General features: G+C 72.7%; 17 protein-coding genes and 2 pseudogenes. 8 read left to right on the top strand and 11 right to left on the bottom strand.

All coding sequences use genetic code 11. The annotated features are described in order from the left end of the window. Positions 1 to 175 precede the first annotated feature (175 nt). A complete protein-coding gene (locus ACZOOI_RS33710; RefSeq protein ID WP_465283352.1) occupies positions 176 to 1,456 on the top strand; it encodes a serine hydrolase domain-containing protein in 1,281 nt (426 codons plus the stop codon). A gap of 224 nt (positions 1,457 to 1,680) precedes the next feature. Here the strand turns inward: ACZOOI_RS33710 and ACZOOI_RS33705 are convergent, their stop codons facing one another. Then, positions 1,681 to 2,037 carry a hypothetical protein gene (locus ACZOOI_RS33705; RefSeq protein ID WP_465283351.1) on the bottom strand — a complete coding sequence of 119 codons (357 nt, stop codon included), beginning with the start codon at positions 2,035 to 2,037 and terminating at the stop codon, positions 1,681 to 1,683. A 301-nt stretch (positions 2,038 to 2,338) separates the two neighbouring features. Beyond that, a complete protein-coding gene (locus ACZOOI_RS33700; RefSeq protein ID WP_465283350.1) occupies positions 2,339 to 2,557 on the bottom strand; it encodes a hypothetical protein in 219 nt (72 codons plus the stop codon). 233 nt (positions 2,558 to 2,790) lie between these two features. Here ACZOOI_RS33700 and ACZOOI_RS33695 point away from each other — a divergent pair, with 233 nt between their 5' ends. Continuing rightward, positions 2,791 to 4,926, top strand: coding sequence for an MMPL family transporter (locus ACZOOI_RS33695; RefSeq protein WP_465283349.1), 2,136 nt, complete (start codon positions 2,791 to 2,793; stop codon positions 4,924 to 4,926). Positions 4,927 to 5,001: 75 nt separating this feature from the next. Here the strand turns inward: ACZOOI_RS33695 and ACZOOI_RS33690 are convergent, their stop codons facing one another. The 3 genes and pseudogenes from ACZOOI_RS33690 to ACZOOI_RS33680 form a co-directional block, all read right to left on the bottom strand. Beyond that, the gene (locus tag ACZOOI_RS33690; RefSeq protein ID WP_465283348.1) at positions 5,002 to 5,745 is read right to left on the bottom strand and encodes an SDR family NAD(P)-dependent oxidoreductase; all 744 of its coding nucleotides are present in this window, start codon (positions 5,743 to 5,745) and stop codon (positions 5,002 to 5,004) included. 131 nt (positions 5,746 to 5,876) lie between these two features. After that, positions 5,877 to 6,206, bottom strand: a pseudogene (locus tag ACZOOI_RS33685) (ArsR/SmtB family transcription factor); the annotation flags it as partial. After that, a pseudogene (locus tag ACZOOI_RS33680) lies at positions 6,172 to 6,486 on the bottom strand (DUF5937 family protein); the annotation flags it as partial. The pseudogenes ACZOOI_RS33685 and ACZOOI_RS33680, both read right to left, overlap by 35 nt. Between ACZOOI_RS33680 and ACZOOI_RS33675 the strand changes: the two are divergent. Beyond that, positions 6,478 to 7,527 (top strand): twin-arginine translocation signal domain-containing protein, encoded by a 1,050-nt coding sequence (locus ACZOOI_RS33675; RefSeq protein ID WP_465283347.1) that lies wholly within the window; start codon positions 6,478 to 6,480, stop codon positions 7,525 to 7,527. The pseudogene ACZOOI_RS33680 and the gene ACZOOI_RS33675 sit on opposite strands and share 9 nt — an antisense overlap. Before the next feature lie 390 nt (positions 7,528 to 7,917). Beyond that, the gene (locus ACZOOI_RS33670; RefSeq protein ID WP_465283346.1) at positions 7,918 to 10,020 is read left to right on the top strand and encodes an ATP-binding SpoIIE family protein phosphatase; all 2,103 of its coding nucleotides are present in this window, start codon (positions 7,918 to 7,920) and stop codon (positions 10,018 to 10,020) included. Between the two features lie 130 nt (positions 10,021 to 10,150). Here the strand turns inward: ACZOOI_RS33670 and ACZOOI_RS33665 are convergent, their stop codons facing one another. Beyond that, positions 10,151 to 10,654 (bottom strand): carboxymuconolactone decarboxylase family protein, encoded by a 504-nt coding sequence (locus ACZOOI_RS33665; RefSeq protein ID WP_465283345.1) that lies wholly within the window; start codon positions 10,652 to 10,654, stop codon positions 10,151 to 10,153. Between the two features lie 96 nt (positions 10,655 to 10,750). Between ACZOOI_RS33665 and ACZOOI_RS33660 the strand changes: the two genes are divergently transcribed. Next, on the top strand, positions 10,751 to 11,104 hold the full coding sequence (locus tag ACZOOI_RS33660) for a GNAT family N-acetyltransferase (RefSeq protein ID WP_465283344.1): 354 nt from the start codon (positions 10,751 to 10,753) through the stop codon (positions 11,102 to 11,104). Between the two features lie 122 nt (positions 11,105 to 11,226). On the opposite strand, the gene ACZOOI_RS33655 is transcribed toward ACZOOI_RS33660, so the two are convergent. Further along, positions 11,227 to 12,189 carry an IclR family transcriptional regulator gene (locus ACZOOI_RS33655; RefSeq protein WP_465284207.1) on the bottom strand — a complete coding sequence of 321 codons (963 nt, stop codon included), beginning with the start codon at positions 12,187 to 12,189 and terminating at the stop codon, positions 11,227 to 11,229. 2 nt (positions 12,190 to 12,191) lie between these two features. Then, entirely contained in the window at positions 12,192 to 13,064 is an 873-nt protein-coding gene (locus ACZOOI_RS33650) for an amidohydrolase family protein (protein ID WP_465283343.1), read from the bottom strand. Positions 13,065 to 13,175: 111 nt separating this feature from the next. Between ACZOOI_RS33650 and ACZOOI_RS33645 the strand changes: the two genes are divergently transcribed. Beyond that, the gene (locus ACZOOI_RS33645) at positions 13,176 to 13,481 is read left to right on the top strand and encodes a hypothetical protein (RefSeq protein WP_465283342.1); all 306 of its coding nucleotides are present in this window, start codon (positions 13,176 to 13,178) and stop codon (positions 13,479 to 13,481) included. A 495-nt stretch (positions 13,482 to 13,976) separates the two neighbouring features. Here the strand turns inward: ACZOOI_RS33645 and ACZOOI_RS33640 are convergent, their stop codons facing one another. Continuing rightward, on the bottom strand, positions 13,977 to 15,173 hold the full coding sequence (locus ACZOOI_RS33640) for an ROK family transcriptional regulator (protein WP_465283341.1): 1,197 nt from the start codon (positions 15,171 to 15,173) through the stop codon (positions 13,977 to 13,979). 522 nt (positions 15,174 to 15,695) lie between these two features. On the opposite strand from ACZOOI_RS33640, the gene xylA reads away from it, so the two are divergent. Then, entirely contained in the window at positions 15,696 to 16,841 is a 1,146-nt protein-coding gene (gene xylA, locus ACZOOI_RS33635; protein WP_465284206.1) for a xylose isomerase, read from the top strand. 1 nt (position 16,842) lies between these two features. Continuing rightward, positions 16,843 to 18,300 carry a xylulokinase gene (gene xylB, locus ACZOOI_RS33630; RefSeq protein WP_465283340.1) on the top strand — a complete coding sequence of 486 codons (1,458 nt, stop codon included), beginning with the start codon at positions 16,843 to 16,845 and terminating at the stop codon, positions 18,298 to 18,300. A 6-nt stretch (positions 18,301 to 18,306) separates the two neighbouring features. Here the strand turns inward: xylB and ACZOOI_RS33625 are convergent, their stop codons facing one another. Continuing rightward, entirely contained in the window at positions 18,307 to 19,236 is a 930-nt protein-coding gene (locus ACZOOI_RS33625; RefSeq protein ID WP_465283339.1) for an alpha/beta fold hydrolase, read from the bottom strand. Positions 19,237 to 19,461: 225 nt separating this feature from the next. Then, the gene (locus ACZOOI_RS33620; RefSeq protein ID WP_465283338.1) at positions 19,462 to 22,161 is read right to left on the bottom strand and encodes a SpoIIE family protein phosphatase; all 2,700 of its coding nucleotides are present in this window, start codon (positions 22,159 to 22,161) and stop codon (positions 19,462 to 19,464) included. Between the last annotated feature and the right edge of the window lie 425 nt (positions 22,162 to 22,586).

Below are 22,586 nucleotides of genomic sequence, written 5' to 3'. Positions count from 1 at the left end.
GGCGCTGCCCGGTGGATCTTGGTGGGGCCGCGCCGCCGGGCATCCGCCCTTCGGGCTCCTCGCTGCGCGCGTCTCGCCGGCTGCGAACACGCCCACCGGTGGCGCAACACCGGTCCGGGGCCGAATCGGCCCGGTATCTGTGAGGTCCCTTGCTCCCGAACGAAACGGACCCCTCGTGCGAACCCGACTGCCGCACCGGCTCCCGATCCCCGAACGACGTCCACGCCGCGCCGGGGCGGCCCGAAGGCGTGCCCGCGTCGCCGCGGTGGCGGTGGCGGCGCTGCTGAGCGTGACGGCCGCCGCACCGCCGTCGGGCACCTCGGTGCGATCCGATGCCCCGGCCGGATCCGCGCAGCAGGTGCCGTCGTTCGTCAAGACGCTGACCCCCGAACTCGTCGCCATGATGCAGCGGCTGCGCGTCCCCGGCGCGATCGTGTCCATCCGTACCCCGGAGTGGGGCACCTGGACCACGACCCTGGGCACGGGCGACCTCGCCGACGGCACACCCATGCGTACCGCGGACCACATGCGGGTCGGCAGCATCACGAAGACCTTCACCGGGACGATCATCCTGCAACTCGTCCAGGCGGGACGGTTGTCGCTGGAGGACCCGGTGGCCGCGTTCCGGTCGGACGTACCCGACGGGGAACACATCACCATCCGCCAACTGCTCCAGATGACCAGCGGTCTGTACAACTACACCGAGGACCCCGACTTCAACCGCACTCTGGACGAACAGCCGCAGACCCCGTGGACTCCGGACGAGCTGCTTGCCATCGCGTTCCGGCATCCGTCGTACTTCCCGCCCGGCGGGGGATTCCACTACTCCAACACCAACACCGTGCTGCTCGGCCTGATCGCCGAGAAGCTCACCGGCCAACCGCTCGCCGAGCTGTTCCGACAGCACATCTTCCGCCCGCTCGGCATGTCCGAGAGCAGCCTGCCGAACGACTCCCGCCTGCCGCTCCCGCACGCCCACGGTTACGAGTTCATCGGGAATGTGGAGAGCCTGACCGCGCCGGTACTGACCGGCAAGGAAGCGGCCTGGGCGGATTGGTCGGCCGGCAATCCCAAGGACGTCACCGACGCGAACCCCTCGTGGGCCTGGGCGGCCGGCGCCGCGGTCTCCACCGTCGACGACCTGCTGCGCTGGGCCCCGGCGTTGGCCACCGGCACCCTGCTCAGCCCCGAGATCCAGCGCGAGCGGCTGAAGTTCGTGCCCGCGTCGGACCAACCCGGGGCGCCCACGTACGGCCTCGCCATCGCGGACTTCGCCGGCTTCCTCGGCCATGACGGCCAACTGCCCGGCTACAACAGCTTCGTAGGGTACAACCCGCAGTCCTGCGCAACCGTCGTGGTCCTGGTCAACCTCAACCAGTCGCCCGACGGCAACGCCCCGGCCAACGAACTCACCAAACTCATCCTGACGAAGGTCTTCCCCGGGTCGCCCTCGTAGCCTGCGCCCACGTGCCGCAGCCGATGGCCCGCGGCGGAGCCCGGCGGACTCCGCCGCGGGCCCGGGGCCGAACCCCCGGGGCCGAACCCGCGGGGCCGAACCCGCGGGGCCGAACCCCCGGGGCCGAACCCCCGGGGCCGAACCCCCGAAGCCCGAATCCCCGGGTCCGAAACCCCGGGGGAGCGGCGACTACCGTGCTCGTACGCACGTGCGCAGTGCGCGAGTCACCCGGGATGGGCGTTCAACGCGTGCTCGCCGGTGCGGAGTTCGCCGTCCGCGCCGAGCAGCGTGGCGCGCGTGGTCGGCGCCGCGGCGCGCCAGGTGGGGCGCAGGCCGAGGAGGAAGGCGTGTCGGTAGGCGGAGGCGATCGCCGCCGCACCCGCCTCGTCCAGTACCTCCGTGTCCATCAGGTCGAACGTCACCTCGACGACGTCGTCGGGCAGGGCGTTGATCCGCGCCACCAGATCCTTGCGCAGCCGGTGCGCGACGGACGCGTCCACGGTCCTCGGTACCACCACCCGCGCACGGCCCTGCTCCACCAGACACTCGCAGTCCCAGGTGTCGGCCACTGTCTCCCCCATCCCACGTCGAAGAACACGCCCGCAGGGGCGGGGCGTTCCGCTTCTTCGAGTCCACCGCACGCCGGGAGTCCCCGCACGGTCCGATACGCAAACGAGACGAAATCGAGGGCGTCACCGGGCCCGGCGGCGACCGGCCGGCCCACACCGGCACCTCCGACGGCCGCCGAAGCGTAGCCGGAGGCGGAGCACAGCGCCACGCGGATCGATCACGAATCCCGCTCCCGGGGTGTGAAGTCGGTCCCTGAAGCGGCCGAGTGCACACCGAGCGGTCGAATGGGGGCTCAGCCGTCACCCCGCGTCGTCACCCGGCGTCGTCCGCCGGCCACTCGTCGCCGCCCTCCCAGGCCACCCGGTCCCGATCGGTCGGGTCGAGGCCGAGCCGGGCGGCCAGATCGTCCAGCTCCCGGCGGCTGTGCAGTTGTCGGTAGGTGCCGTCGGCGAGCATCACCAGCCGGTACTCGTCACCCGGGCGATACGCCTCGACCACGAGGTCGAAACGGCCGTGCGCCTTGTCGCTCATGGTTTCCACGGTCGCGCACCCGGACCCGATCGGCCACCCCCGCCGGAGCCGCTCCGGCAGGTCCCGGGCGGCCCGTTCGCATCCTCCGCAGGGCCCGCCGGAGGGGGTCGATCGCCGCACACGCGACGCCCGGTGCCGCGCCAGCGGACGCGTGATGCCGGCCCCGATGCCATCCTGAGGAGAGTGCTCCTCGGGCGACACCGGAACACGTTCGAGCGGTGGAGGTGGCCGGGATGGGCGGAGCGGGACGAGTTGCACGACTGGTCTGCGGCCGGCGCGCCAAGTGGATCATTCTCGTGATCTGGATTCTGGTACTGGTCGTGGCCGGGCCGGCGGCGAGCAAGCTGATGGACGCGGAGAAGAACGACGCCTCCGCGTGGTTGCCCGGCAACGCCGAGTCGACCAAGGTCGTCGACCAGTCGAAGGCATTCCTGCCGCAAAACGTCACCGCGGTCGTGGTGTTCGCCCGCGCATCCGGTCTGACCCCGGCCGACGAGGCGACGATCGCCGCCGATGCCGCCCGGATGCGCACCCTCACCGACCACGGGATCGTCGGCGCCCAGGTACAGGGCCCCATCCCCGACCGCGCCGCCGCCCCGCGTGCCGCGCTGGTCCTGGTACCGATCACCTTCGGCGACAACGGCTGGAACAGCATCGCCAAGGCCGTGGACGACATCCGCGCGATCCTGGACGCCGATCCCGACACCGGGCCGGAATCCCACATCACCGGGCCGGGCGGCGTCGCCGCCGACAGCAGCGACGCGTTCGAGGGCATCGACGGAACCCTGCTGTTCGCGGCCCTGGGCGTGGTCGTGGTGATCCTGCTGTTCACCTATCGCAGCCCGACGCTGCTCCTGGTCCCGGTGTTCTGCGTGGTCGGCGCCCTGTTGGCCGCCCAGGCGGTGATCTACGTACTGGCCCGGCACGCGTCCCTGGTGGTCAACGCGCAGAGCGCGGGCATCCTGACCGTCCTGGTGTTCGGCGCCGGCACCGACTACGCGCTGCTGCTCGTCGCCCGCTACCGGGAGGAACTGCGTCGACACGAGGACCGACACGAGGCGATGGCACTGGCCCTGCACCGTGCCGGCCCCGCGGTGATCGCCAGTGCCTCCACCGTGATCATCGGCATGCTGTGCCTGCTCGCCGCCGAGATGAATTCCACCAACGGCCTCGGACCGGTCGCCGCCATCGGTGTCGCGGTGGCTCTGCTCGCGATGCTGACCCTGTTCCCGGCGGTACTGCTCATCGTCGGGCGGTGGATCTTCTGGCCCGTCATCCCGCACCTGGGCTCGCCCGAGCCGACCGAGACCGGCCTGTGGGCCCGGATCGGCCGGCGCATCGCCCGCCGACCGCGCGCCGTGTGGATCGGGACCTCGGCGATCCTGGCCGCGCTCTCCCTGGGCATGCTGGCCCTGAACTCCACCGGCCTCACCACCGCCGAGAGCTTCACCGACAAGCCGGACTCGGTGGTCGGCCAGGAGGTCCAGGCCCGCTACTTCCCGGCAGGAACCGGGCAACCACTCCAGGTGATCGCCGACGCCCGTTCGGTGGACGCGGTCCGCACATCGCTGGCGGGCGTGCCCGGGGTGGTCCCCGACAGCGTGCTGGTCCCGCCGGGGGTGCCGGCGGAGCGCGACGGGCGGTCGTACCTGGAGGCGACCCTGGTCGATCCGGCCGACAGCAGCGCGGCCCGGAACACCGTCGACGACGCCCGCTCCGCCGTGCACGCGGTGCCGCAGGCGGACGCGCTCGTGGGCGGCGGAACCGCGGCCCAGTTGGACAGCAACCGGGCCTCGGAACGCGACGAGAAGCTGCTGATCCCGGTCATCCTCGTGGTCGTGTTGATCATCCTGGGGCTGCTCCTGCGCGCCCTGGTCGCCCCGGTCGTGCTGATCGCCACCGTGGTGTTGTCCTTCACCGCGGCACTGGGCATCAGCGCGCTGGCGTTTCGGCACGTGTTCGACTTCGCCGCCGAGGACACCTCGTTCCCGCTGCTCGTCTTCGTCTTCCTGGTCGCCCTGGGCATCGACTACAACATCTTCCTGACCACCCGGGTGCGCGAGGAGAGCATCCGCGGCGACACTCGCACCGGTGCGCTGACCGGGCTCGCCGCGACCGGCGGCGTGATCACCTCGGCCGGGCTGGTCCTGGCCGGCACCTTCGCGGCCCTGGCCACCCTGCCGATCGTCGGATTCGCCGAAATCGGCTTCGCGGTGGCGCTCGGTGTGCTGCTGGACACCATGGTGGTGCGCTCGGTGGTCGTCACCGCCCTCATCCTCGACCTGCGCGAGCGGATGTGGTGGCCGAGCGCCCTGTGGCGCAGGGGCGCCCGGGCCGCGGACGCGCCGCCGAGTCACCGACGCAGCTGAGGATGTACGCCGGGCCGAGGTACGCGCCGGGCCTGCGGGTGGTCGGCGGCCCCGGGCCCGCCGACCACCCGGGGCTCACGCGGCGAAGCCGCCGTCCACGGCGACCGACGCGCCGGTGATGTACCGGCCGCCGTCACCCGCCAGGTGCGCCACGGTCGCGGCGATCTCCCACGGTTGCCCGTAGCGCCCGAGCGCCGTAAAACCCCGCTGCATCTCGGCCGAGGCTCCGTCGGCGGGGTTCATGTCGGTGTCGATCGGACCGGGGTGCACGATGTTGGCCGTGATGCCCCGCGGGCCCAACTCCCGGGCCAGCGACGTGGTCAGGCCGATCAGCGCGGTCTTGCTCATCGCGTACAGGGAGCCTCCGCCGACCGCGGCCCGCTCGGCCATGCAGCTGCCGATGTTGACGATCCGCCCGCCCTCGCCCATGTGCCGGGCGGCGGCCTGTGCCGCGACGAACGGTGCCCGCACGTTGATGCTCAGCACCCGGTCGACGTCGTCCAACGACAGGTCCTCGACCGCGCCGAGCACGCCGATCCCCGCATTGTTGACCAGGATGTCCAGCCGCCCGAACTCCGCCGCGGCCCGATCCACCGCATCGCGCACCGCGCGCGGGTCCGCGCTGTCGGCCTGCACCGCCAGGCCCCGCCGGCCCAGCGCCTCGATCCGCTCGACCACATCCGCCGCGCCCTCGGCCCCGTCCCGATAGGTCACCGCGACATCGGCCCCGTCCTCGGCCAACCGCAGCGCCACGGCCTCCCCGATGCCCCGGCTGCCACCGGTCACGAAAGCCACCTTGCCATGCAATACCGCAGTCATGTTCGCTCGTTCTCTCGATCGGATGTGCGACGGGATCGATGCTCCCGCGCCTCCGACAGGAAGTCCGGCGGCAATCGGACGTCGCGTTCACGCGGCCCGCGGGCGGCATCGGGACCGGCCCGCGGTGCGGGTCAGCGCAGGACGGCCGCCACCAGGTCGGTACCCATTGCCGTCAGGTCGGGCAGGTCGAGGGTGTATCGGATGTAGCGACCATGCCGCCGGGTCGTGAGCAGGCCCGCGCGGCGCAGCACGGCGAGGTGGCGGGAAACCTCCGGAGCCGACAACCCCCAGGCGTGGGCCGGTTCACCGGTGGTGTGCGGGCCGCGGGCCAGGGTGCGCAGCAGTCGCAGCCGTACCGGATGCGCGAGTGCCCAGGGCCCGTTCGCGCGCGGTGGCGTCGGTGGGCGGGGAGGGCGCGGCGAGGCGGTCTCGGCTGCCGCCGCACGTGGTGACCAGGGTGGCGGCCACATACGTTTCGTCGTCGATCCGGTCCACGTCGTCCAGTTCCTCGGCGAGGGTCGGCCGGGGCCACCGCCCGTCCGGCGCCGGCGTCGATCGACGACACCCGTCGACCGACACACCCGGCCCGACGGCAACCCGGCTTCCGCCCGTGGGCGGTAGACCGGACGGGGCACACCGCGGTGGCGGGTGGCCCGGGCGGGTATCGGCTCGCGGCCCGGTCGTGTGGGTGGACCGGCCGCCCCAGGAATCGACCCGCCGAGGAGCAAACCCATGGACCATCCCACCCGGCGCGGCGTGTTGACCGCCGCTGCCGCCACCGCCGTGGCACTGGCCACCGGCGCGCCTTCCGCGTCCGCCGTACGGCCGCTGCGACGGGGCCCGTCCGACGCCGGCCGGTATCCCGACGTGCTGACCGGGCATGCCGACACGCTGTGCCCCGAAGGTGCCACCTGGGACCCCGAGCGTTGCCGGTTCCTGGTCGGCTCGCTGCGCCACGGCACCGTCGTGGTCGTGCGGCCGGACGGCGGTACCGAGGTTCTGGTGGACGACCCGGACGTGCTCGTGTCGGTGGCCGGCCTGCACACCGACGCGCGCCGGGACCGGGTCCTGGTGACCGGTTCCGACCTCGGCGTGGGCGTGCGTTCCTCGCCCGCGACCCAGGGTCTGGCGGCCGGCCTCGGCGCCTACCATTCGGCCACCGGGAAGCGCCTGTTCCACGCGGACCTGGCGGCGGCGGCCGGCGACGGGAGCCCGCACTTCGTCAACGACGTGGCCGTGGACCGGCACGGGACGGCGTATGTCACGGACTCCTTCGCGCCGATCGTCTACCGCGTGGCGGTGGACGGCTCGGCCTCGGTGCTGGTCCGGGACGACCGACTGGCCGCACCGCCGGGGGGCTTCGGCCTGAACGGCATCGTCTGGCAGCAGGGTCCGGCGGGTGGACACCTGCTGATCGGCAAGTCGGACGACGGCACGTTGTGGCGCGTGCCGATCGCCGACCCCACGGCCGTTCGTCGGGTCCCGGTGACCGGAGCCGAGGAGGTGTTCGTCGGCCTCGACGGCCTGCTCGCCCGACCCGACGGCACGCTCCTGGGCGTCCGCAACCGCCTCGGCGGTGTCGGGCCCATCGACGCGCGGATCGAACTGCGCTCGCGGGACGGATGGCAGACCGCCGACCTGATCGCCGTACACCCCTCGCCCGATCCGGTTCCCACCGCTCTCACCCCGGGGCCCGACGACAGCGTGTACCAACTCTCCGGCCGGGTCGACCTCCTCCTCGCCGGTACCCCGAGCGACACCTTCGTCCTGCGCAGGATCTGAACCGAACGCCGGGCGCGCTCTCGCACATCGGCGATGCGTGGACTCCGGTGTGGTGGAGGCGGGTTCGTGCCGCCCACCGCGCCGGACGTCCCGGCGTCGGGCACCGGCCTGGCGCTCGTGGGGCCTCGCGCTCGTGGGGCTCACGTATCCGTTCGTCGAGGGTCGAGCGGGCCGGGGAGGCAGGCCCGGTCGCCGAGGAGACCGCCGGGGGCACCGCCACCGTACTCAGTCGATACGAACGTTCGTCGGTCAACGGACAGGGGCCGTTGCGTGCCCGGGGCGCCCCGGGTGCGGCGGGGCGTGACCCCGTTCGGTCCGGAATCGTGTGGATGGCTGGGCCAAGTGGTAGATACTGGGCAAATCGTCCTCGGTGTCCGGAGGGATCGAAGGGTGACGGAAGACGGTCACGGCGGGTCCGACCTCGAGCTGCCCGCGGAGTGGACGGGACCCCTGGTGCACGCCGTCTTCGACCAGAGTGCGATGGTCCTCGCGGCCGTCGACCCCGACCTTCGGATCATCGCCACCAACGCGACCGCCGAACATTTCCCGCGCACCCCGATGAGCCGAGGGGACGACATGCGGGCCGCCCTCGCCACCCTCGGCCTCGACCAGCTGGTGCCCGCCCTCGAAGCGGCGCTGTCCCCCGCGGGCCCGCTTCTGCGCAGATGGCAACCGCTCCCCGCGCGCGCCGCGAACGACGACCTCCCCCTGCACCTGGGCGTCGGCATCCTGCGCGTCGAGCGCACGCCGGGCCGCACCCTCGGCCTGCTCGTGACGATGAACGACACGACCGAGCTGGCGCGCGCCGAATCCCGCTTCGACGTGGTCCGCGAGGCCGCCGAGAGCATCGGCGCATCCCTGGACGTCGCCGAGACCGCCCGACAACTCGCCGACCTGGTCGTGCCGCGCCTGGCGGACCTGGCCGCCGTACACCTCGCCGAGTCGGTCCTGGCCGGCGAGGAGCCCGCGGTCGACCCGGCGACCGGCTACACGCCCGAGGTCCGCGCCGGGGTGGCCCAAACGGGCGAGGCATGGCCCGCGGCACTGGTCCAGGTCGGCGAACGCCTGCCCGTCCCGCCCGACATGCCGGAGATCCGGGCCATGGAGAGCGGCGCCACCCTGCTGATCCCGCACCTGGCCGTGCTCCCGGCCGACGCCGTGGGTGTCGTGCCCGACAACGCCCACAGTCTGCTGGCCGTACCGCTGTTCGCCCGCGGCCACGTGCTCGGCAGCGTGCAACTGTGGCGCACCGACCGCCGGGAACCCTTCGACGAGGGCGATGCCCGCCTGCTGGAGGAGATCGCCTCGCGCGCCGCGCTGAGCGTGGACAACGCACGTCGCTACACCCGCGAACGCAACGTCGCGCTCGCCCTGCAACGCAGCCTCCTGCCCGAGGAGGGCACCGACGAACCGGCCGCCGAGACGTTCGCGGCCTACCTGCCCACCTCCTCCTCGGCCGGGATCGGCGGCGACTGGTACGACATGATCCCGCTGTCCTCGCTGCGCCTGGCCTTCGTGCTCGGCGACGTGGCCGGGCACGGCCTCCAGGCCAGCGCGACGATGGGCCGCCTGCGTACCGCCGTTCAGGCGCTCGCCGACATGGACCTGCCCCCGGACGAACTGCTGACCCACGTGGACGACCTGGTCCAGCGTTTCCCGAGCCGGTCCGGCAGCGCCGCCGAGGTGGCCGGCGCCACGTGCCTGTACGTGGAATACGACCCCGTGACCGGCCGGTGCCGGATGGCCTCGGCCGGACATCCGCCGCCGGTGGTCCTGGGACCCGACGGGCGCGCCCGCTTCGTGGAGTTGGAGGCCGGCCCACCGCTGGGGGTCGGCGGCATGCCGTTCGAGATCGCCGAGATCGACCTGGCCCCGGGCAGCGTGCTGATCCTCTACAGCGACGGCCTGGTCTCCGGACCCGACCACGACCTCGCCGCGGGCATGCGCTGCCTTCGGGAGCGCATCGAACGCAGCGGCCTCGGCCATCGGGACCCGGGCGACGTCGGGCGGGAACTGCTCGACGCCGGGGCGGCCGGATCGCGCGACGACGACGCCACCCTGCTGCTGGCCCGGGTGCGCAAGCTGCCCGACCGGGACAGCGTGTTCTGGGAGTTGCCCGCCGACCCGGAGCACGTGGCGCGGGCCCGCGAGCTCACGACCGCGCAACTCGCCGCCTGGGACCTGGACCACCTCGTGTTCACCACCGAATTGGTCGTCAGCGAACTGGTCACCAACGCCATCCGCTACGGCGAACACGGCCCGATCACGCTGGGGCTCGTCCGCGGCCGGGACGTACTGATCTGCGAGGTCTCCGACCCCAGCAACACCCAACCGCGCCTGCGCCGCGCCCGCTCCACCGACGAGGGCGGGCGCGGTCTGTTCCTGGTCGCGCAACTCACCAGCCGCTGGGGGAGCCGCTACCAGCGGAGCGGTAAGACGATCTGGGCCGAGCAGGAGACCGCGCCGGCCGCGGACGTATGGGACCTGGGCTGACGCCGGTTCGCCCATCGTCGCTCGGGCCTTCGTGGGCCGCACCCGGCTCGTTGCACGAACACCGACCCCGGCCCGACGAGTCGCCGGGCCGGGGTCCTCGGTCGGCCTTCGGTGACCCGCCGGACACGGCCTAGGCGGAAGGTGTCGGGACGGCCGGGCGGACGGGGTGCTTGCTCATGACGGACACCCGGTTGAAGGCGTTCATGGTGATCGCGACCCAGATCACCGCGGAGATCTCGTCGTCGGACAGCACGGTCCGCGCCGCGGCGTAGGCGCTCTCCTGGGCGCCGGCGTCCGCGGGATGCGTGGTGGCCTCGGCCAGGGCCAGTGCGGCCCGTTCCCGGGAGCTGAACAGTGCGGTGTCGCGCCAGGCGGGCAGCACCGCCAGCCGTTGGGTCGTCTCGCCCGCGCGCAGGGCCGTTCGGGTGTGCAGGTCGAGGCAGAACGCGCAGGCGTTGAGCTGGGACACGCGGATGTTGATCAGCTCCACGAGCGGCCGGTCCAGGCCCGCCTCGGCGGCGACCTCCCGAACGGCCTCGGCGGTCGCGGCCAATGCCTTGTACGCCCGCGGGCTTCGCTTGTCGACGTACACCCGTCCGCCGGTGGTCGCCACTGCCACTGCCGCTTCCGTCACGTGCACTCCCTCATCGCGCGATCTCTCGTCGCTCGTCCTATCATCGATCCGGGATTTGTTGAAATTGGAACTTTATGGCGGGGAAAGGAAATGCGGATGACGGGTCAGGCCGTGGAACCCACCGTTCGAAACGTTGCCGACAGGCATCGCTACGAGATTCGGATCGACGGCGCGTTCGCCGGTCTCACGATGTACCGCGACCGGGGCGAGCAGCGCGTTTTCTACCACACCAAAATCGACGACGCCTTCTCCGGACGGGGCCTGGCCTCCGTACTGGTGCGGGAGGCGCTGAACGACGTGCGCGCCGCAGGAAAGCGGATCGTGCCGGTCTGCCCGTACGTCAAGCAATTCCTGGGCAAGCACGAGGAGTTCGCGGACATCACCGACCCGGTCACCCCGGAGATCCTGCAATGGCTCGACGAGGCAGCCAAGCAGGAGGCTGCCGGATAGCGGATGCGGAGCGGACTGCGGCGGATGCGGAGCGGACTGCCGCGGATGCGAACCAGGCTGCGGCGGATGCGGACCGGGGCTGCTCGGCGCTACTCGAGCGCTACTCGGGTGCCACGTCGGCGCTACTTCGGCGCGCGGGTGGGGCGGGACTCCTTCTTGCGCTCGACGGGCCGGCCGCCCGTGGACCTGGTGATGTCGGCGGTGGCGGCCAGGAGCCGCTTGCCGGCGCGGGCGATCTCGGCGCCGCGCAGCGGTTTGGCCATCAGCAGGGAGAGCACGACCGAGGTGCGTCCGTCGGCGTCGAACGCGGGGGCGGAGATCGTGTTCACGCTGTAGCGGGTGCGGTCGTCGAGACGTTCCGGCAGCGAGTCGATGTGGCTGAGCTCGGTGTAGAGCAGGGTGACCGCCTCCTGCTGGGACGCGGAGAGGTCCTCGCGCATCAGCCCGTACAGCGCCTCGCGCAGCCGCATCGACGCCGTGCTCTCGCGATGCACGTCGTAGCCGCGCCGGCGGATGGTCTCCAGCTCGCCGATCAGTCGATTGCGGAACTCCTCGTCGGCGCGCGGTGCACGATCGAGCCAGGCTCGGATCTCGTCCTCGCCCGACCAGGCGACCTGCACCGCGCCGTACGGCGGCACCAGGGGGATGCGCAGGCCGCTCCCGAAGGCGTCGCCGGGGGATCGTGGCCCGGCCGCGTCCACGACCGTGATCGTCTTGCCGTCGTGCACCGCGGCGGTACACGGTACGCCGAACTCCTCGGCCAGGGAGACCAGATGGTGCTGCGCGGCCCGCGCGGCCGGGAACGAGCGCTCGGCGGAGTGGCCGACCGCGATCAGCGCGGGCCCCAGCGAGTACCCGGTCGGCGTGTGCAACAGGTAGTGCGCGTCGGCCAGTCGGCGCACCACCGCATGGCAGGTCGCCTTGCTGATCCCGCTGTACCGGATGATCTCGGTGAGCGTGAACTCGCGGCCGGGATGGGCCGAGAGCAGGTCGAGCACGGCGATCACCCGGTCGGTGGGCGGCGACGCGGATCGATCGCCCGAGTCGGCGGGGGCGTGCCCGGGCGGGAGGGGCGGCTGGGGCATGGTCACGTGGCGCTCCACCAGAGGCTGAGTGCGGTGCGGCCGAGGAAGTCGTCGCGATCCGCGGGGGAGAGTCGGCGTGCGGCCCGCCGGCCCAGGGCGACCATAGCCGGATACGGCGAGCCGGCGGTCTGCGGGTGGTCCGACCCCCACACCATCCGGTCCGCGCCGAATGTCTGCGCGAGCCGGTCCACCAGGTCGGCCGGGTCGCCCTGGGCGGCCGCGAGGTTCAGCACGTGCGTGGAGACCTTGACCCGCATCGCCGGGAGGGCGGCCAGGTCGAACAGCGGAGCCGCCGCGGCGAACGGGGTGCCGCCCGTCAGGTCCACGAAGCCGCAGTGGTCGAGGGCCACCGCGACGTCCGGGTGCCGGGCGACGACCGTGCCCAGCCGGGGCAGTGCGTCGGGGAACAGCACCGGGACCACGGTCAGTCCGAGCTCGCCGGCCAGTGCCCACACCTCGTCCGCGCGCCCGTCCTCCAGCCAGCTCGGCCGGTGTCCGTGTGCGCCGAACGTCCGGACCCCGCACAGGAGTTCGCCCGCCCGGCGGGCGAGGGCGGCGAGGGCGCCGGCGGGGTCGGCGGAGTCCATGTCCACCGCGCCGACCAGGGCGAATCGGTCCCGGTCGGCCCGCACGACGTCGATCGCGTACGAGCAGTCGTAGCCGTAGGCGCCCACCGCCTGTACCACCACCGCGCGGTGCACCCCGCCCGCGCGCATCGCGGCGGCCAGTTCGCGGGCGCCGACGTCGTCCGCGTGGAACCAGGGGCTGCCGACCCCGGAAGGCGCGAGCGGAAAGCGCTCACGGTCCGCCGACGCTACGTGCACGTGGGCGTCGACCACCAGGGGTGTCCGGATAGTCGGATCAGCAGGTCGCATAGTCGAATCCTAGGAGTCCGGGCCCGCCCGGGACAATGTGGCACCGCCTGAAGACGCACGATCGGTTCGAATACTCGTACTTCATTGATGGCTATTTCGAACACGGCTAAGGTGAGGCGCGCCGTCGACCACGGCGAACAGCAGGAGAAGGAGAGCATGATGCCGCCGACCCCCGAGGACATCACCCGTGCCCTGGAGCCGCTGTCCACGGTGCTCGCCGCCGACGACTTCCGCCTGGAGGTGAGCTGCACCGGCGCCCACGACGTCACGCTTACCGTCACGGCCGGCCCCACGGCGTGCCCGACCTGCCTGGTGCCCAAGCACATCACCCGGCGGATGGCCGAACAACACCTGAACGCACTCGCCCGCGCGCAATGGCTCGTCGAGATCGCCTATCCGAGCGACGCGGGTGGGTGACCGGGGGCGACGACGCGGTGCGGTCGCGGCTCGGTTGTGTTCGGTTGTGCTCGCGCTTGCCTGTGCTCGGCTGTGGTGGGTCGGGCGGGGTCGAATGGGTCGGGCGAGGACGGTTCCGGCGGGGGCCGCGTGCGGCGCTCTCCGCAGTCGGGGTCGGGCGCGCGGGGCGGGTGTGCGGCCGCGTGGGGTGTCGCCGCTACGTGCGAGGGCTGCCTTGCCGGTCGGGGCCTGTGTTTGGGCTGTGCTTGCGTTTGCCGGTGCTTGGCGGCGGGTGGTGGGCGACGCGGAGTGGGTGTGGATTCGGGCGAGGACGGTTCGGGCGGGGGCCGCGTGTGGCGCTCTCCGCAGTCGGGTCGGGGTGCGCAGGGCGGGTGTGCGGTCGCGTGGGGTGTCGCCGCCACGTGCGAGGAGCTGCCTTGCTGGTCGGGGCCCTGGGCTCGGCTGTGCTCGTGCTCGCTCGCTAGGCGGTGCGGGGCCGTGCTCGGCCGGGGTCGGTCAGGCGAGGTCGAGTGGGTCGGTGAGGATTCGGGCGAGGACGGTTCCGGCGGCGCCGCGTACGGCGCTCTCCGCCGCCAGGGTCGAGGCGCGCAGGGCGGGGGTGCGGCCGCGTAGCGTGCCGCCTCCGGGCGCGAGGGCCGCCTCGATCGGCGGGATGAGCCACGGCGCGAGGCGGGCGTGCAGGCCGCCGAGCACGATCGTGTCCGGGTCCAGGAGGTTCACGGCCCCGACCAGGGCGACGGCCAGCCCGCGTCCGGCGGCACCCACCGCGAGCACGGCTTCGTGGTCGTGGTCGTGCAGACGCCGGATCAACTCGGCGAGTCGGGTTTCGGACCGATCGCTCGCAGCGGATACGCCCGCCGCCCCCAGCACCGCGTCGAGGCCGGCGACCCGTTCCAGGCAGCCGGTCCCGCCGCAGCGGCACGCGGGTCCGTCGGGGTCGACCACGACGTGGCCAAGTTCGCCGGCCGCGCCGTGGGCGCCGCGGAAGAGTTCGCCGTCGACCACGATGCCGGCGCCGATGCCGGTCTCGCCGGAGAGGTACAGATAGCTGCCGGCGCCGCGCCCCGCGCCGTACCAGAGTTCGCCCAGCGCGCCGAGGTTCGCCTCGTTGTCCACCGTGACGCCGAGCGCCTGGGCAGGGAGCGCGTCGGTGAGCAGCGCTGCGGCGGGTACGGCCTCCCAACCGAGGTTGGGCGCGTTGACCCGGTCCTCGACGATGACGCCGGGCAGGGCGACGGCCGTTCCGACCACGTCGAGACCGGCGGTGGCGGCCCGGTCGGTGATCCGGCGGGCCAACGCAGCCAGGGCGGCGACGGTTTCGTGCGGTTCGCGGCCCCGGTTGTCGCAGACGAGGCTCTCGCGCACACGCACCGCGCCGGTGGGGTCGAGCACGCAGGCCGCCAGGTAGTGCCCGTTGACCTCCAGGCCCAGGCCCGCGACCGGTCCCGGGGCGAGCGACAGCGGCGCCCCCGGGCGCCCACGGGTGCCTTCGCGCACCGGCAGCGCACCGGTGACCAGGCGCAGTTCCTCCAGCGTGGCCACCTGCGCGGTCACGGTGGTCTTGGTCAGCCCGGTCAACTCGGCGAGCCGGGCACGAGTGACCGGCTGATGCCGAGCGATCTCGCCGAGGACCAACACAAGATTGCGCTCACGCATGGTGCCAACGCGCGTCGGCCGAAACGGCGTACTCATGCCGACAATCCTCGCACCGCCCCTGCCCCCGCCGACCCCACCCACCTCGCCGCATCCGCCCCACCCAGCAGCCGGCCATCCTCGCCGCACTCGGCCCGCACGCACCGCACCCGCCGAACACCTCCCGCGCCGATCGCCCGACATACCAACCCGGCCGAATCCGCCGCGCAGCGTCCCGCCCCGCTCGCCGCGCCGCGTCCCGCCCCGCTCGCCGCGCCGCGTCCCGCCCCGCCCCGCTCGCCGCGCCGCGTCCCGCCCCGCTCGCCGCGCCGCGTCCCGCCCCGCTCGCCGCGCCGCGTCCCGCCCCGCCCCGCTCGCCGCGCAGCGTCCCGCCCCGCTCGCCGCGCAGCGTCCCGCCCCGCTCGCCGCGCCACGTCCCGCCCCGCTCGCCGCGCCGTGTTGTGCCCCATGCAGGCGGTTGGGCGGGTGGGGGTGGTTGACAGGGTGGGGTGGGTGGGGTTTGGTGTGAGAGTTTAGTCCAGTGGGTAGACTTATTTGGGTGGAGGGACTTTGAGCGTCTCGGTGCCGCGGCCGGGGGATCGATTCAGTTTCGGGTTGTGGACGGTCGGGTGGCAGGCGCGTGATCCGTTCGGCGATGCCACTCGGGTGCCTGTCGAGCCGGTCGAGGTCGTGCATCGGCTGGCCGAATTGGGGGCGTATGGGGTGACGTTCCACGACGACGATCTGGTCCCGTTCGGCGCCGACGAGCACGTCCGGGACAAGCGGATCGCCGCTTTTCGTGCCGCGTTGGATGCCACCGGCCTCGTGGTGCCGATGGCGACCACGAACCTGTTCACGCATCCGGTGTTCAAGGATGGTGCGTTCACCGCGAACGACCGCTCGGTACGCCGGTTCGCGCTGCGCAAGGTGATGCGCAACCTCGACCTGGCCGCGGAACTCGGCGCGCGCACCTACGTGTTCTGGGGCGGACGCGAGGGCAGCGAGTCCGACGCCGGCACCGACGTACGCGCCGCACTCGACCGCTACAAGGAGGCCGTCGACATCCTGTGCGGCTACGTCCGCGACCGCGGTTACGACCTGCGGTTCGCGCTGGAACCCAAGCCCAACGAGCCGCGTGGCGACATCTTCCTGCCCACGGTCGGCCATGCCCTCGCCTTCATCGAACGCCTGGAACACCCGGACATGGTGGGCGTGAATCCCGAGGTCGGCCACGAACAGATGGCCGGGCTGAACGTGGTGCACGGCGTGGCGCAGGCGCTGTGGGCCGGCAAGCTGTTCCACATCGATCTCAACGGCCAGCACGGACCCAAGTACGACCAGGACCTGGTCTTCGGCCACGGCGACCTCAAGAGCGCCTTCTTCCTCGTCGACCTCCTCGAACACGGCGGCTACGACGGCCCGCGCCACTTCGACTACAAGCCGCTGCGCACCGAGGACGCCGACGGCGTCTGGGCCTCGGCCGCGGCCAACATGCGCACGTACCTGCTGCTGCGCGAGCGCGCCCGCGCCTTCCGGGCGGACCCCGAGGTCCGCGAGGCCATGGCCGCCGCGGGCCTGGATCGGCTCGCGGTGCCCACGCTCGCCGCCGGCGAGACCTACGCGGATCTGGCCGGCGACGACTTCGACCCGGCCGCGGCGGCCGAACGCGGCCTGGGTTACGAGCGGTTGGACCAACTGGCCGTCGAGCACATCCTCGGAGCCCGCTGACATGCCCGCCGCCCGCACCCTCGTCGCCGGCGTCGACTCCTCCACCCAGTCCTGCAAAGTCGTCGTCTGCGACGCGGACACCGGCACGGTGGTGCGGCACGGCCGCGCCCCGCACCCGGACGGCACCGAGGTGCCCCCGCAGGCGTGGTGGCAGGCGCTCGGTCGCGCGATCGAGGACGCGGGCGGCCTGACCGACGTCGCCGCCGTGGGCATCGCCGGCCAACAACACGGCCTGGTCTGCCTGGACGAGGACGGCGAGGTGGTTCGCGACGCACTGCTGTGGAACGACACCCGCTCCGCGCCCGCCGCCGCCGACCTGGTGCGTGAACTCGGCGGCCCGAAAGCCTGGGCCGACGCCGTCGGCAGCGTCCCGGTCGCCTCGTTCACCGTGACCAAACTGCGCTGGCTCGCCGAACACGAACCCGCCCACGCGGCCCGCGTGGCCGCGGTCTGCCTGCCCCACGACTACCTCACCTGGCGGCTGACCGGCAGTCGCGACCTCGCCGACCTGGTCACCGACCGAGGCGACGCGTCGGGCACCGGCTACTGGTCGCCCGCGACCGGCGCCTACCGCGAGGACCTGCTGCGCCTGGCCTTCGGTCGCACACCCGTGCTGCCCCGGGTACTGGGACCCCGCGCCCCGGCCGGACACACCGACCGCGGCACGCCGGTCTCCGTCGGGACCGGCGACAACATGGCCGCCGCCCTGGGCCTGGGCGCGGCGGGCACGGACATCGTCGTGTCCCTGGGCACCTCCGGCACCGCGTACGCCCGCACCACCCGGGCCACCGCCGACCCGACCGGCGCCGTCGCCGGCTTCGCCGACGCCACCGGAGCGTTCCTGCCGCTGGTGTGCACCCTCAACGCGGCCCGGGTGCTCGACGCCGCCGCGCACATGCTCGGCGTGGACCACGCCCGGCTCGCCCGACTCGCCGTGTCCGCCCCGCCCGGCGCCGACGGCCTGGTGCTCGTGCCGTACCTGGACGGCGAACGCACCCCCAACCTCCCCGACGCCACCGGCGCCGTGCACGGCCTCACCGTGCGTACCGCCACCCCGGCGCACCTGGCCCGGGCCGCGGTGGAAGGCATGTTGTGCGGACTGGCGGACGCCCTCGACGCGCTGGCCGTCGCCGGCGTCGCCGGTGAGCGGGTCGTGCTCACCGGCGGTGCCGCCCGGTCCGCGGCCGTCGCCGAGATCGCCCCCGCGCTGTTCGAACGCCCGGTCGTGCTGCCCGAGGCCGCCGAGTACGTCGCCCTCGGCGCGGCTCGCCAGGCCGCCTGGGCCCTGGCCGGAGACGGCGCCCTCCCGCCGACCTGGCACCGACCGCACACCGTGCTGACCCCGGACCGCTCCGACGCCGCCGTCCGCGAACGCTACGCGGCGGCCCGCGGGCGTCACCTCGACCGGACCGAAAGTCGGCCGGGGTCGGGCGCGTTCACTTCCGCCGCGCCGCGCTGATTTCGGTCACGTGCGGTTGCGGCCGAGGAAGTCGCGGATGTGGGCGGCGATTTCGGGACCGTGGGTTTCCAGGGCGAAGTGGCCCGCGTCGAGCAGGTGGATCTCCGCGTCCGGCAGGTCGCGGGCATAGGCACGGGCACCTTCGGCGCCGAAGATCTCGTCGTTGGCTCCCCAGGTGATCAGCGTCGGGGGTCGGTGCGTGCGGAAGTACTCCTGGAACGTCGGGTAGCCGTCCAGGTTGAACTGGTAGTCCCAGAACAGTTGCAGCTGGATCTCCTTGTTGCCCGGCCGATCCAGGTAGGCCTGATCGAGGTTCCAGGCGTCCGGGTCGATGCGGTCGAGCCGGTCGGAGGGGACGCCGTGGGTGTGTTGCCACCTGGTGGCGTCGGCTTCCAACAGTTTGCGGACGTCGGATTCGTGGCCGGCGCGGTCCTTGGCGTGGGCGAACAGGACGTCCCAGAAGGGCGTGAAGCCCTCCAGGTAGGCATTGCCGCTCTGGCTGATGATCGCCGTGACGCGCTGGGGGTACGCGGAGGCGATGCGCAGGCCGATGGGGGCGCCGTAGTCGTGGATGTAGAGCGCGAAGCGGTCGAGTCCGAGTCGGTCGAGCAGGGCCAGGGTGACGTCGGTCAGTGCGTCGAAGCTGTACGCGAAGTCGTCGACGGACGGCATCGCGGATCGGCCGAAACCGATGTGGTCGGGTGCCACGAGGTGGAAGTCGTCGGCGAGTTCGCGGATCAGGTCGCGGAACATCGCGGAACTGGAGGGGAATCCGTGCAGCAACACGATGGTCGGGGCCGCCGGGTTCCCGGCTTCGCGGTAGAAGACGGGCAGACCGTTGATCTCGACGGTGTGGCTGCGCACGACGCGGGCGTCGGCGGTGGTGGTGGACTCGGTGGCGGCAGTGGCAGTGGCAGTGGTGGCGATGGGGTTCATGGCAGTGCTCCGATGTCGATGTGTCGTGGGGCGGGTCCGGTCGTCGGCATGACACCCGGCCCGCTTTTTCTAATGCGGAGGTGACTGCATGAACATTAGAGGCGAACTGCCTAATGAGTCAAGATGAGTTGAAGCATTAGAAACTTCGGGCGGGTGGGTGTGCGCTACTGCCCGCTCGGATGCTGCTTTGTCGGCGCGTCGAGGTGGGCGCTCGGCTCGGTCGGCTCAGCCTTTGCCCTCGCCGGCGGGTCCGGTGGTCGGCAGCGGCTGCTCCGCCCAGATGACCTTGCCCTCCGGGAGGTAGCGGGTGCCCCACCGCGCGGCCACCTGGGCGACCAGGAACAACCCTCGGCCTCCCTCATCCGTCGTCGCCGCGTAGCGCATGTGCGGTGCGGTACTGCCGCCGTCGGTGACCTCGCAGATCAGGCTGCGGTCGCGCAGCAGCCGTACCCTGATCGGCTCGGTGCCGTAGCGAATGGCGTTGGTGACCAACTCGCTGAGGATGAGTTCGGTCCCGAACGACAGGTCCTCCAGCTGCCATTCGTCCAGTTTCGCGGACACCGCGTCGCGCATCCCGGAGACGGCGGCCGGATCCGCGGGCACGTCCCAGTCGGCCACCCGGTCGGGCCCCAGGACGCGGGTGCGGGCGATCAGCAACGCCACGTCGTCCTTGGGGCGCGAGGGCAGGAGCGCCTCCAGGACGGCCAGACAACTCTCCTCCGGCGACCGGCCGGCGTGCGCCAGGGCCCGGCGCAGCAGGTCCATCCCGACGTCGAAGTCCCGGGTGCGGTCCTCGATCAGGCCGTCGGTGTAGAGCACGAGCGAACTGCCCTCGGCCACCTCGAATTCGGCGGTCTCGAACGGCATGCCGCCCAGTCCCAACGGCGGCCCGGCCGGCAGGTCGGGAAACTCCACGCGGCCGTCGGGGTCGACCAACGCCGGCAGCGGGTGTCCGGCCCTGGCCATGGTGCAGCGTCGGGACACCGGGTCGTAGATCGCGTACAGGCAGGTGGCACCGATGATGCCGGAGCCGACCGCGGAATCGGTCTCGTCCTGGTCGATCCTGGCGACCAGGTCGTCCACGTGATCCAGGAGTTCGTCGGGGGGCAGGTCGAGCGTGGCGAAGTTGTGCACGGCGGTGCGCAGCCGTCCCATGGTCGCGGCGGCGTGCAGACCGTGGCCGACGACGTCGCCGACGACCAGCGCCACCCGGCACCCGGAGAGCGGGATCACGTCGAACCAGTCGCCGCTGACCCCCGATTGTGCGGGCAGGTAGCGGTGCGCGACCTCCAGGGCGCTCTGCTCGGGCAGGGCGCGCGGCAGCAGGCTGCGTTGCAGGGCCACCGCGAGGGTGTGTTCGCGGGTGTAGCGGCGAGCGTTGTCGATGCTCACGCCGGCGCGGGCGACCAGTTCCTCGGCCAGGGACAGGTCCTCCTCGTCGAACGGCTCGGGCCGCTCCAGGCGCCAGAAGTTGGCCACGCCCAGCACGGCGCCCCGGGCCTGGACCGGGACCGTGATCAGCGAATGGATGCCGTACGCGACGATCTCGGCCGCTCGTTCCGGATCCTGCGCATGCCATCCGGTCGCGGTGGACAGGTCGGCGACGATCTCGGGTCGGCCGCTGCCGAGTCCGCGCGCCTGCGGGGTCGAGGAGACGAAGTCGATGAGCATGCCGCGCGGGTACAGGGGGTGGTCGTCGCGGATGCCGCGGACGGCGATCCGGCGCATCCTGGCGTCGTTTCCGGTGGGCTCGCCGCCCGCCAGGACCGGGTCGGCGACGTCGATGGTGGCGAAGTCGGCGAACCGGGGGACCGCGATCTCGGCGAGTTCCTCGACCGTGCGCACCACGTCGAGGGTGGTGCCGATGGATCCGCCGGCGTCGTACAGCAGCCTGAGTCGCCTGCCCGCCGTCTCGACCTTGCCGGCGAGGGCCGTCAGCTCCGTGGAGTCGCGGATGGTGGCGACCGTGCTCCTGGGGCCGCCGTGACGGTCCGTGGGCCGCTGGTTGACCGCCAGCAACCGGCCTCCGGCGAGGTGTACCTCGTCGGTGACCAGGCGACCGGAGGCCAACAGTTGCGCCATGCCCGGGTCGAGGTCGGGCAGGTCGGTGATCCGCCGGCCCTCGGCGCCGGGTGGCAGGTCGAGCAGCCGGGCGGCCTCGTCGTTGGCCAGCAACAGGCGGGTGTCCCCGCCGACGATGAGCACACCTTCGCGGACGGCGTGCAGCACCGAGTCGTGGTGCTCGTACATGCGGGTCATCTCGGCGGGGTCCAGGCCGTGGGTCTGGCGCCGCAACCGCCGGGTCACCAGCGCGGTTCCACCGGTGGCCACCGCGAGGCCGGCCGCGGCGGTGCCGAGGATGATCGGCAGCTGCCGGTCGAGCACGCCGTTCACGTTCTCGACCCTGAGGCCGGCGATGACCACGCCGTGCACGGTACCGGCGGCATCCATCACCGGCGCGACCGCCTGTTCCTCGTGGCCGAGCGGGCCGTGGACGCTCTCCACGAGGGTGCGGCCGGCCAGCGCCGGTTCGATGGTGGCGACGACGCGCTGCCCGATCAGTTCCGGTCTGGGGTGGGTGTAGCGGATGCCCTGGGTGTCGGTGACGACGATGAAGTCGACGTCGGCGTCCCGGCGGGCGGCCTCGGTCAGCGGTTGCAGCACGCTGCTGGGGTCGGGGGACTCCAGCGCGGCCACGAGGCCGGGGGAGTGCGCGAAGGCCTGGGCGACGGAGATCGCTCGCTGCCGGGCTTCCTGGTCGTTGTCGTACCGGGACTGGAGCACGAGTGCGAGCACCGCGCCGGCCACGAGCAGGAGCACGACGGCCACCTGCAATACGAAAACCTGCCCGGCGACGCTTCTCGGGCGCCGGTCGGACGGCGACTGAACCGATGCGCCCCGGAATCGGCCGAAACTGTCGGCCATGTCTATCGTTCTACCCCGCTCGGCCGACTCTGACCAAAGGGGACACTCGGGTGGGGCAGCCGGCGACGGCGACACGGTCGGCAACGGGGCGGTCGGCGGCGGCGACGGCCACGGTGACGCGGTCGGCGGGGTGGTGGGCGCGAGCCGCCGGGCGCGCGGCAGGATCTTCCCGACGCGGCCGGCGCGCGTCCGCGGCCGAAGCGGCGTCCGCGGCCATGCGCACGCCCGGCCGTTCCGGCCCGGGTGAGCCGAGCGCGGGTGAGCCGGGCGCGGGCGGCGCGCCGGACCTCCGTGCGACCTCCACGTGACGCGTCACCGTACGGCGACCGCGGCCCGGTCGCGGATGCGGCGGCCACTCCGGAGGTCTGGTGGACGCTGCCCGACGGCGGCACCGCCCCCGCGGCGCGAGACCCGCCTGCACGCAT

This window comes from Embleya sp. L77 (assembly GCF_055557415.1).
This window is presented reverse-complemented; position numbering and strand designations above follow the sequence as displayed.